Annotated in this window: 10 protein-coding genes and 1 pseudogene; all 11 read left to right on the top strand. The window is 60.8% G+C overall.

What is annotated here, in order from left to right; genetic code table 11:
- Positions 1-241: pseudogene (locus tag ACN0X0_RS04710) on the top strand (dihydrolipoyl dehydrogenase); the annotation flags it as partial.
- Positions 242-251: 10 nt separating this feature from the next.
- Positions 252-416, top strand: a complete 165-nt coding sequence (locus ACN0X0_RS04705) for a hypothetical protein (RefSeq protein WP_417278219.1) — start codon at positions 252-254, stop codon at positions 414-416.
- Between the two features lie 47 nt (positions 417-463).
- Entirely contained in the window at positions 464-616 is a 153-nt protein-coding gene (locus ACN0X0_RS04700; protein WP_417278218.1) for a hypothetical protein, read from the top strand.
- A gap of 169 nt (positions 617-785) precedes the next feature.
- Positions 786-2258 (top strand): tetratricopeptide repeat protein, encoded by a 1473-nt coding sequence (locus tag ACN0X0_RS04695; RefSeq protein ID WP_417278217.1) that lies wholly within the window; start codon positions 786-788, stop codon positions 2256-2258.
- 445 nt (positions 2259-2703) lie between these two features.
- On the top strand, positions 2704-3744 hold the full coding sequence (locus tag ACN0X0_RS04690; protein WP_417278216.1) for a UDP-glucuronic acid decarboxylase family protein: 1041 nt from the start codon (positions 2704-2706) through the stop codon (positions 3742-3744).
- Positions 3744-4775 (top strand): UDP-glucose 4-epimerase GalE, encoded by a 1032-nt coding sequence (gene galE, locus ACN0X0_RS04685; protein WP_417278215.1) that lies wholly within the window; start codon positions 3744-3746, stop codon positions 4773-4775. Before ACN0X0_RS04690 ends, galE begins: the two co-directional genes overlap by 1 nt.
- Positions 4775-6628: a glycosyltransferase family 2 protein gene (locus ACN0X0_RS04680; RefSeq protein WP_417278214.1), complete on the top strand. Its 1854-nt coding sequence runs from the start codon at positions 4775-4777 to the stop codon at positions 6626-6628. The genes galE and ACN0X0_RS04680 overlap by 1 nt, the downstream gene beginning before the upstream one ends.
- Positions 6625-7527, top strand: coding sequence for a glycoside hydrolase family 26 protein (locus tag ACN0X0_RS04675; RefSeq protein ID WP_417278213.1), 903 nt, complete (start codon positions 6625-6627; stop codon positions 7525-7527). Before ACN0X0_RS04680 ends, ACN0X0_RS04675 begins: the two co-directional genes overlap by 4 nt.
- A 240-nt stretch (positions 7528-7767) precedes the next feature.
- Positions 7768-8058 carry a hypothetical protein gene (locus ACN0X0_RS04670; RefSeq protein ID WP_417278212.1) on the top strand — a complete coding sequence of 97 codons (291 nt, stop codon included), beginning with the start codon at positions 7768-7770 and terminating at the stop codon, positions 8056-8058.
- 229 nt (positions 8059-8287) lie between these two features.
- Positions 8288-8644, top strand: a complete 357-nt coding sequence (locus ACN0X0_RS04665) for a DUF3817 domain-containing protein (protein WP_417278211.1) — start codon at positions 8288-8290, stop codon at positions 8642-8644.
- A 96-nt stretch (positions 8645-8740) separates the two neighbouring features.
- Positions 8741-10144 (top strand): dihydrolipoyl dehydrogenase, encoded by a 1404-nt coding sequence (locus ACN0X0_RS04660; protein ID WP_417278210.1) that lies wholly within the window; start codon positions 8741-8743, stop codon positions 10142-10144.
- Positions 10145-10215: the final 71 nt, after the last annotated feature.

Below are 10215 nucleotides of genomic sequence, written 5' to 3'. Positions count from 1 at the left end.
GGTCGCGATGGGCGAGGCCGAGGGTCTTGTGAAAACCGTGTTCGACGCCAAGACGGGCGAGCTTTTGGGCGCGCATATGGTGGGCGCCGAGGTGACGGAAATGATCCAGGGCTACGTGATCGGGCGGACGCTCGAGACGACGGAAGAAGAGCTGATGAACACGGTCTTCCCGCACCCGACGATGTCGGAAATGATGCACGAATCCGTGCTGGCAGCTTACGGACGGGCGTTGCATATTTGAGGGGGTGAGGGTGTCAGGCGTCTTGCATGTAAAGCGTCAGACGCTTGGCGGCGTTCTTGAGATGGGACGCCGCCGCCTCACGCGCGCGCTCGGCATCTCCGGCCTCGTGCCCTCAATGATCGTGGCGCAGAACATTCATATGGGCGACATCGTGACCCGCCGCCCGCTGGCCTGACCACCGCGGGCGGGCAGCAGAAGATCACCGAAGAATGGTCGAAGCTTTTGCAAATCCGGGCGATCAATCCGAATGCGAAGATTGTCGAACTGTCGGGTGGCTCGGACCGGATTCTCGTGAGCCGTCTGGGCCGCGTGGTCGAGGAGTTCAGCCCCTCGGATGCCACCGAAGAAAAGATCATGTACGCGGCTGTGCACTGATCCTGCCAATTTAAGTAGTTGAAATAAAAAGCCCCTTTCTGCCGTTGATTTGCGTCATTGCGGGATGGGGCAAAATGGTTAAACTTATTCTATGGGCCTTTGCCATGCGTGGCGGGGCGGTGACAGCATTGTCACGCAGGTCATGGACTGGCCCCGGGAGGGAAAAACCATGTCCATATATCACACAAAAACATCTGTAAAATTGCGCCAGTCGCGCGATCAAAACACCTATCGTCGCGGTTCGCGCGGCCAAACGTGGACCGCGCGTGCGGGGCTTTTGCTGGGCGCCGGGCTGTGTGTGTTCGGGGCCGCCGCAGTGGCGCAGACGCCCGCGGCCTTTGATCTGGATGCGGCGCAGACCGCGCTTTGGTCGGAGCCCGACGCCGATCAAGTCGCCACGTTGCAAGCCGATCTCGAGGCCGCAGCCGCCTCAGGCGATGTCGCCGCGCAGCATCTGTTGGGGCAACATCTGCTCAACGGCTGGGTCCTGCCTCAGGATGTGCCGCGTGGGTTGTCGCTGCTCGAAACGGTGGCTGAAACGGGCCATGTCGGCGCTTTGACCGATCTGGGTCAAGCCTATCTTTGGGGCACAGCTTTGCCCGCCGATCCGGATGTCGCCGTGCCCTATCTGGAACGCGCCGCCGCAGGGGGCGGCACGGAGGCACAGCGTATCTTGGGCGAGCAAATGATCGGCGGCTGGGTCCTGCCGCGTGATGTCACGCGTGGTCAGGCCTATCTTGATCAAGCCATCGCGGGCGGCGATGTCGAGGCACGGATCGCGCTCGGCAAACTCCAGCTTTACGGCATCGGGGTGCCCAAAGATAAGGCGGCAGCGCTGGCGCAATTCGAAGCCGCCGCAGAGGCTGGCAACGGTCACGGATTGGTCGCCTATGGCGACGCCCTGATGTGGGAGTTCACCGACCCACCGCGCGCCGAGGCCCTGTTGCAACGTGCAGGCGAGATGGGCGCCTCTGAGGCTTGGGTCTCTCTGGCGCGGGGTGCGATGTATGGCTACCTCGGCGGCGGGTCCGTGTCGCGGGCGAAATTCGACGGCTATGCCGAAAAGGCGCTGAGCGCGGGCGAGGAGGACGTCGCGGTGCTTGAGGCCACGCGTCAGATGTGGGGTATCAACATGCGCGCCAGCGGGCCGGAGACGATTGCGATCCTGCGAGAGGCCGCCGAGGGTGGCAATGCCGCTGCCGCGCGGTTCCTGATCGAGCTTTTGCGGGACGGCAACGGCCTGAACCTGCGCCGGGACCGCGAGGAGGCTGTGGCGGCACTCGACCGGTTCGGCCCGCTTCTGTCCGACAAGGAACAGGCGCAATATGCGCTGACGCTGCGCGCGGCGGCGGCGCGCACGCCCAAGGCCTATGCGCCGGTGGCCGCCGGTTACGCGGCGCATCCCGAGCTGCATTCCGGCTGGTTCGCACAGGAACTTTTGAAGGCCAATCCCAATGTCGCCGTTTATATCCTGCAAAAGCAATTCGCCGAAGAGGGCCTCTACCGTGGGGCGCTGGATGGGTTTGCGACCCGCCAGACATTGCGGGCAGTCTACAAGGCCTGCCTCGGGTTGGATCATCCCGAACGCTGCAACGACAGCGTCATGCGGTCGGACATTATGGGCGCATTGCTTGTGAACTGAAAAAGCATCCTCGTGTTCCGGATGGGATCAATCGCCTGCCTCCACAATCTGGAGGCAGGCGTTTTTTTGCATTTTAAACTGGGAGCGTTTGGGGCCAAAGTCATCCCGATGATCGCCGTCATCGGGATGGAACAGTGCAGTGTGTCAGTGTCTGTGACTGATTCTTGCGCAGATGCGGATCAGGCTTTTCAAAAATTTTAACCAAGATTTCCGCTGCGACATTGATAGCGCATGACAACCATTGGGATGAAAAGTGAAACATATACATCCTTAAGGTTGTGCATATCAAAATAGAACAACCTATTGGGTCAAAACTGTCTGAAAAGTTGCTTTGTGTCATGGCGGGCTGATGTAAGTTAACGGATACTTAACCATCCAGCGACCCGTCGATGGACTAACCAAGTTGACCGGCTCGTGTCGCTGAGAGTGACAAGGAGGGAATACTATGGGGGGAACCAGAATATTCCGGCCGGATTTCGAAAAACTCGAAACAGGCGCGACGGCAAAGACGGTCGTTATCGCTGGTGGGGCTGGGTTCATTGGGTCTAATTTAAGTCATCGTTTGATCGCAGAGGGCAGCAGGGTCATTTGCATCGACAATATGGAAACGGGGCGCCATGAGAATATCGCAGGGCTTCTGACGCATCCGAATTTCGTCTTTTTCTTGCATGACATCTTGGACCCGTTCCGGGTCGAGGGGCCGGTCGACCGGATTTACAACATGGCCTGCCCGGGCTCGCCGCCGAAATACCAACGCGACCCGATCCACACCTTCAAGACCTCTGTGTTCGGTGGGCTGAACCTCTTGGAAGTGGCCGAGGAAAAAGGCGCGCGCATTTTGCAAAGCTCGACCTCCGAGGTCTACGGCGATCCCGATATTTCGCCCCAGACGGAGACCTATCGCGGCTGCGTCAACACGGTCGGTCCGCGGTCGTGCTACGACGAGGGCAAACGCGGCGTCGAGACGCTGTTTCACGAGATGCACGAACGGCGCGGTGTCGACACGCGGATCGCGCGGATTTTCAACACCTACGGCCCGCGCATGGACCCCGAAGACGGACGCGTCGTGTCGAATTTCGTGATGCAGGCGCTGATGGGCAAGGATCTGACGGTCTATGGCAACGGCGGGCAAACCCGGTCGTTTTGCTACATCGACGATCTGTTGAGCGGGCTGATGGCCTTGATGGAGGGCGACGATCCTCTGGGGACGATTTTCTCCCCGGTCAATCTGGGCAATCCCGGCGAATTCACCATTCTGGAATTGGCGGAAACAGTGTTACGCATGACCGGATCGCAGTCCGAAGTGGTCTACCGCGACCTGCCGATCGACGATCCGCATCAACGCTGCCCGGATATTTCGCGCGCCAAATCCATTCTGGATTGGGAGCCGAAAATCTCACTCGCAGACGGGCTCATCCCGACCATCGCCTATTTCAAAGGAGAGATCTCGGGGCGTCAGACCTTTGCGACACGGAGTGTGGCGTGATGACAGAGCTCAAGCCCTCGATCCTCGTGACGGGCGGCGCAGGCTACATCGGCAGCCACGCCTGCAAGGCGCTTGCCCAGGCGAGCTTTCGCCCCGTCGTCTATGACAACCTCTCGCGCGGCCATGCCGATGCGGTCAAATGGGGCCCGCTCGTTGTGGGCGAGCTTCATGACACCGCGCGTCTGCGCGAGACGCTCCGGCGCGAAAACATCCGGGCGGTGATCCATTTCGCAGCACTCGCCTATGTCGGCGAGAGCACGCAAGAGCCGGGGCGCTATTACGACAACAACGTCGGCGGGATGATTTCTCTCCTGACGGCGATGCGCAACGAGGGCGTGGATAAGATCGTCTTTTCCTCGAGTTGCGCCACCTACGGCACGCCCGAAGCACAGCCAATCACCGAAGACATGCCGCAGGTGCCGATCAACCCCTACGGGCGCACCAAGCTGATCTGCGAATGGATGCTGCAAGACGAGGAACAGGCCACGGGTCTCAACCACGTCGCGCTGCGCTATTTCAATGCGGCAGGCGCCGATCCCGATGGCGAGATCGGCGAGCGGCACGATCCGGAGACCCACCTGTTGCCACTGGCCTTGTTAGCAGCTCAAGGCGGTGGTGAGGGTGCAGTGGAGCTGTCGGTCATGGGGACAGATTATCCCACGCCCGATGGCACCTGCATTCGCGACTATATCCATGTCACCGATCTGGCCCGCGCGCATGTTCTGGCGCTGGGGCATCTCATGGACGGGGGCGCGAGCCTTGCGCTCAATCTCGGCACCGGCGAAGGCCAATCGGTGCGCGATGTCATCGCCTCGGTCGAACGCGTCACGGGGGCTAAGGTGGCCTACCACGACGCCCCGCGCCGGGCGGGCGATCCGCCGGAGCTGCGCGCCGATCCCTCGCGGGCCGAGGCCGAGATCGGCTTTCGCGCCGCCTACCGCGACCTCGATACGATCACCGCCCATGCCGCGCCCTGGTTCGGGTTTTCGGACTTTGAACGTGCGCCTTTGGGATTAAAGGACACAGGCTGATGACACGCCGAAGAGCCCATCCCGCGACCCTGAAACGCCCGATGTTGGCGCCGATGCTGCGCGGGTGGATGGCCGTGAAATACTATCTGATCGCCGGTCTCTGGATCGTCGCGGCGGGATGGTTCTGGACTTGGTGGCTGCAACCGCATCACATGGTCGGGCCTTTGCGCTATTGGGGGGTGACGGCGGCGATGGTCTGGATCTGGGGGATGCAGCTCTATTTTGTGCTGATCTTCCTGCAGGCCCGCAAATCGGTGGCGCTCGACCCGCAGCCGGGGCAATGGCGCGTCGCGATGATCACCACGAAAACGCCCTCGGAAAGCTTTGCCGTGGTGCGCGAGACGCTGGAGGCGATGCTGGCGCAGGATTATCCGCATGACACCTGGCTTGCGGATGAGGCCCCGGATGATCAGACGCGGGCGTGGTGCGCGGCGCATGGTGTCAAACTGTCGACCCGCAAAGACGTGGAGGCGTATCACCAGGCCACATGGCCGCGCCGCACCCGCTGTAAAGAGGGCAATCTGGCCTATTTTTACGACCATTGGGGCTATGAGGATTACGACATCGTCAGCCAACTCGACTCGGATCACGTGCCTCGGCCCGGCTATCTGCGCGAGATGCTGCGGCCCTTTGCGGATGAGGCGGTGGGCTATGTCTCCGCGCCCTCGATCTGTTCGGCCAATGCCGACCGAAGCTGGGCGGCGCGCACGCGGCTGTATTCCGAGGCGGCGTTTCACGGCGTGTTTCAGGCGGGCTATTCCTCCGTCCTGACCCCGATGTGCATCGGCTCGCATTACGCCGTGCGCACCAAGGCGTTGCGCGAAGCGGGCGGATTAGGCCCGGAGCTGGCGGAGGATCATTCGACCACCATGCTGATCTCGTCGGCGGGCTGGCGGGGCGTGCACGCGCCCGATGCCATTGCGATCGGGCAGGGGCCGGAGACATTGGCCGATCTCGTGACGCAGGAATTCCAGTGGTCGCGCTCGCTTCTGTCGCTGCTCCTGCGCTACACGCCGCGTTATCTCAAGCCGATGCCCCTGCGGCTCAAGTTGCTTTTTTTGCTGTGCCAAACGTGGTATGTTTTCTTTGCGCTGTCGATGGCGCTCATGTACCTCGTGCCAATTCTGGCCGTGACCTTCGATCTGCAGATCGCGGATGTCACCTATCCGGCCTTTGTCGGCCATGCCTTGCCCGCCATCGCTGTGATGTTCGTCTTTGCCTTGGCGATGAAAGCCGACGGGTTTTTGCGGCCCTTTAAGGCCAAGGTCTTCGCCTGGGAAACCATGCTTTTCGTGATGCTGCAATGGCCCTGGGTGTTCTGGGGCTGTGCCATGGCGGTGCGGGACCGGGTGACCGGGAAATTCGTCGATTTTCGCATCACCCCCAAAGGCGAGACCCAAGGCGCGCCGCTGCCCTCGCGGGTGATTGCCGTCTATGCCGTGCTGGCCATTGGGGCCGCGATCCCGGTGATCACCGTCTCCGATGTTCATGCTGCGCGAGGGTTCTATCTTTTGTCGCTGGTCAATACGGCCGTGTACCTGATCCTGCTGGCCGTGGCGTTTTGCTCGGAACTCAAGCGCGCGTGCGGGGTCCGACACCATATTCGAAAAATACTGGCGCGCGATGTCCCTGTGTTGAGCCTGATCATGGCACTTTTGGGCACAGGGACCATACTGAGGGCGGAGGACAGCGCCAATGCGCTGGCCATCGGCCTCGAGGCGGTGGGAGCCGTCAAGGTGGAATACGTGGTGTCCGGCGCCGGCATGGGCGGTGACGGCGGCATCCGGGTCCGTTTTACACCGTTTTGGGGCGAGGGCTCTCCACGCTCCACAGTCAGGGAGGGAGAACGATGAGACATGAGTTCATCAAAACTGTGAAAGCAATCCTCTATGGGACCGCGATGGCGACGGCTTTAGCCACATCCGCCAGCGCACAATCGGTGCCACCGGGAGAGCTGCCCTTTGGCGTTTATGATCCCGATGGGGACTTCACCGGATTGCAGCCCGTGGTGATCGAGCACCTGTTCCTGCCTTGGGAGGACGTCTTCCTCGACACCCTCTATGATGCCGATGACTATGCACAGGAGCGCAACCGCGCGCTTTTGGTGACGCTTGAACCCTGGACCTGGTCGCGCAGCGAACGCAACACCGCGCGCTACCTGCAAAGCGGGATCGAGAGCGGGCGCTATGACCCCAACATGAAAGCGGTTTGCGATATTCTCGGCACGCTGAAAAGCCCGGTCACGCTGCGCTTTGCCCATGAGATGGATGACGACAACGGTCAGTTCATCTGGGCGGGCTGGGAGCCGGAGACTTATATCTCAAGCTATCGACACATGATCGACGTCTGCCGCGCCTCCGCGCCGAATATCTCGGTGATGTGGTCGCCTTTGGGGGACGAAGGGATGGAGGACTACTACCCCGGCGATGACTATGCCGACATCGTGGGCCTGTCCGTCTTTGGGCTTCAGGCCTGGGATCAGGCGAAATACGGCGGGGATCGTGGCTTTGATGACATCTTTGGTCCGCGCTATGAACGCGCCACACAATTCGGCAAACCGATTGCTGTCGCCGAGCTGGGCTATGTCGGCACGGCGGACTATGTCGAGATGTGGAAAGACAGCGTGCGTGTGGTGAAAGAGGACTATCCGCAATTGGTCGGTGTGGTCTATTTCAACTACCCCGAGGTTTACCCCTGGCCCGAGGGCTTTGGGACGCCGGATTGGCGGATGAAGAACCAGATCCTCGAGTAAGGGCCATGGCGCAGGCTGTGTAAATTTTCGAGAGATTGCGTGAATTTGTGGCGTGCGGAGTGAATTTCCGCACGCCACTTTTGGTTTCAGACTGCTCAATTGCCGTATTTTCGCCGATTTCTGGACACGGAAAAGTAAGACTTGACCTCTAGCTTGGTTTGACGTGACACCTATCGGAAACCTCGATACCGGCGTTCGTCACAGGTTGCGTCGGGCATCATAAAAAAGGCAGAGCAGTCTATGAGTACGACGTCCCTACGCAAGGTTCTTGTGTCCATTTCCATGGCTTCCGCATTGATGAGCGCATCCGTCCTTCATGCCGAAACCGCGCCGGACACCGCGCCTGTGATTGCCCCGAAATCCGTGAAATCCGCCGCAGGCGTCGGCGCCGCGCGTTTTGACTGGTTGGCGAAACCCGCCGCGTCTGAGGCCACTCCGGTGCGTGTTGCCCGCACCCAGATGTTGGGCAGCGGCAGCTGGGTGTGCTCGCCCGCGGGTTTCAATCGCAAATCGCGATGTGTCTCCCGCTGAGGCCGCTGTCCCGCTGGCCTGAGTGATATGTCAAAGCTGCGTTCTCGCGCATCTTTCGGTCTTAATTCGCCTCTTGTGATGATCTTCTTTGCACGCAGCCAAGGACGTTTGGCTGCGTCAATCTGTTTGTGGGCGTGCGGGAGCGAACCTGTTAAGCCATGTCCGAATAACAGATGACTCGTTTTTATAGAGCGCTTTTAGAAACAGACTGCACAGAGATACATATTTCATGACCGATTTTCAAAACAGCCCCGATCTCCAATCTGAAAAGACCGTCACAGGTCGGAACCTCTTCGCCCTGTTTCGCGTCGTCGCTGTGATCGAGGGCGTCACCACCTTGCTGTTGTTCCTTGTCGCCATGCCGATCAAATACGGCCTTGATGACGCCTCCTGGGTCAAACTCATGGGGCCACTGCACGGCTATGCCTTTCTGGTCTATATCGCGCTGATGCTTGTGGTGATGCGCAGGCCGTTCTGGCAGGGGCGGGACCTGATGCGGGCCGCTCTGGCCTCTCTTGTGCCCTTCGGAACCTTCCTCAACGACCCGCATCTCAAACGTCGCGGCCAAGACATCTACTCGAACTGAAACCCGTTTCGGGCGAGGCACCTTGTCCTCTATGCGATGGCGCCCAAGGTGGTATAACGCCTTAGGCTTACATATTCGCATAAGAGGGATGATAGCATGACGCGCAAGGTTGATGTGGCCATTCTCGGGGCAGGCAGCGCAGGGGTCACCGCGCTGTTCACCTTGCTCAGGGCCGGGAAATCCGTCGTTCTGATCAATTCAGGCCCTGAGGGCACCACCTGCGCGCGCGTCGGCTGTATGCCGTCGAAAGCGCTGATCGAAGTGGCCTCGCTCTACCACGCGAAAACCCGTCAGGCGGCGTTCGGGATTGCGGGCACCGAAGGCCTCTCGGTCGATGGCCCCAAAGTCATGGCCCGCGTTCGGGCGATCCGCGACAAACTGGTCAACGGGTTTATCACCCGCACCCACAAACATCTCGACGAGACGCAATTCATCGACGGCCATGCGACGATCACCGGCCCCAATTCGGTCGAGGTGAATGGCGAAACCATCGAAGCGGGTGCGATCATTATTGCCACCGGATCAAGCCCCGTTCTGCCCGCGCCCTTCCGTGCTTTGGGCGACGCGCTTTGGACCACGGACACGTTTTTTGAACAGGCTGACCTGCCGAACTCCGTGGCCATCGTGGGCCTTGGCGTGATCGGCTGCGAAATCGGTCAGGCGTTGGGCCGTTTGGGCGTCGAGGTGCATGGCTTTGACGCGGCCCCTGTGATCGCGGGGATCAAGGACCCTGTGGTGGCCGAGGCCGCCGCGGAGGCGCTGGGGCAGGATATGTCGCTCACTTTGGGTGCGAGTGTCGAGCCGACGCTTGAGGCGGACGGGACGGTCACGATCAAGGCAGGCGACAAGGTCGTGCGGGTCGAGCGGGTGCTCGCGAGCATCGGGCGCCGCCCGAATGTTGCCGGTCTGGGGCTTGAGACATTGGGCGTGGAACTGGATGACAAAGGCATGCCCGCCTACGATCCTGAAACGCTCCAGATCGGCGATCTGCCGGTCTATATGACGGGCGATGTGAACGCCGACCGTCCGCTTTTGCACGAGGCCAAGGACGAGGGCAAAATCGCCGCGCTGAACATCATCGCGGGCGCGCGCAAACCCTTCCGCCGCCGCGTGCCTCTGGCCGTGGCCTTCACCAGTCCACAGATCGCCACCGTTGGCGCCGCCTTCGACACGCTTGACCCGGAGCAGATCGCCGTGGGCACGGCCAAGGCGCAAGACAACGGGCGCTCAAAGGTCAAGGCGGAGACAGGGGGGCTGATCCGAGTCTATGCCGACAAAACCTCGCTGAAACTTCTGGGCGCGACGCTGGCGATTGGCGATGGCGAACATATGGCGCATTGGCTGGCGCTGGCGATTGAACAGGGGCTGACAGTCGATGCCTGTCTCGAAAGCCCGTTCTATCACCCAGTGCTCGAAGAAACGCTCCAGGATGCGCTGATGAGTTGCCTGTCGAACAGCGGGCAGAAATTGCCGCATCCGCCGGGGCTGACGCCGGCATAACCCGAGGCTCCAAAGAAACAGGGTGGTCGCAGCGGCGCTTTCGTGAAACGCTTCTGGTCAAACAGGAGGGG

Source organism: Celeribacter sp. (assembly GCF_048270365.1).
Lineage (GTDB): Bacteria > Pseudomonadota > Alphaproteobacteria > Rhodobacterales > Rhodobacteraceae > Celeribacter.
Note: the sequence above shows the minus strand (reverse complement) of the source record. Positions and strands in the feature narration are given on the sequence as shown.

What these genes read in the sequence shown, in the direction of transcription:
- ACN0X0_RS04695 (WP_417278217.1), top strand. Translation starts at nt 786, where the DNA reads ATGTCCATATATCACACAAAAACATCTGTAAAATTGCGCCAGTCGCGC.
- ACN0X0_RS04690 (WP_417278216.1), top strand. Translation starts at nt 2,704, where the DNA reads ATGGGGGGAACCAGAATATTCCGGCCGGATTTCGAAAAACTCGAAACA.
- galE (WP_417278215.1), top strand. Translation starts at nt 3,744, where the DNA reads ATGACAGAGCTCAAGCCCTCGATCCTCGTGACGGGCGGCGCAGGCTAC.
- ACN0X0_RS04680 (WP_417278214.1), top strand. Translation starts at nt 4,775, where the DNA reads ATGACACGCCGAAGAGCCCATCCCGCGACCCTGAAACGCCCGATGTTG.
- ACN0X0_RS04675 (WP_417278213.1), top strand. Translation starts at nt 6,625, where the DNA reads ATGAGACATGAGTTCATCAAAACTGTGAAAGCAATCCTCTATGGGACC.
- ACN0X0_RS04670 (WP_417278212.1), top strand. Translation starts at nt 7,768, where the DNA reads ATGAGTACGACGTCCCTACGCAAGGTTCTTGTGTCCATTTCCATGGCT.
- ACN0X0_RS04665 (WP_417278211.1), top strand. Translation starts at nt 8,288, where the DNA reads ATGACCGATTTTCAAAACAGCCCCGATCTCCAATCTGAAAAGACCGTC.
- ACN0X0_RS04660 (WP_417278210.1), top strand. Translation starts at nt 8,741, where the DNA reads ATGACGCGCAAGGTTGATGTGGCCATTCTCGGGGCAGGCAGCGCAGGG.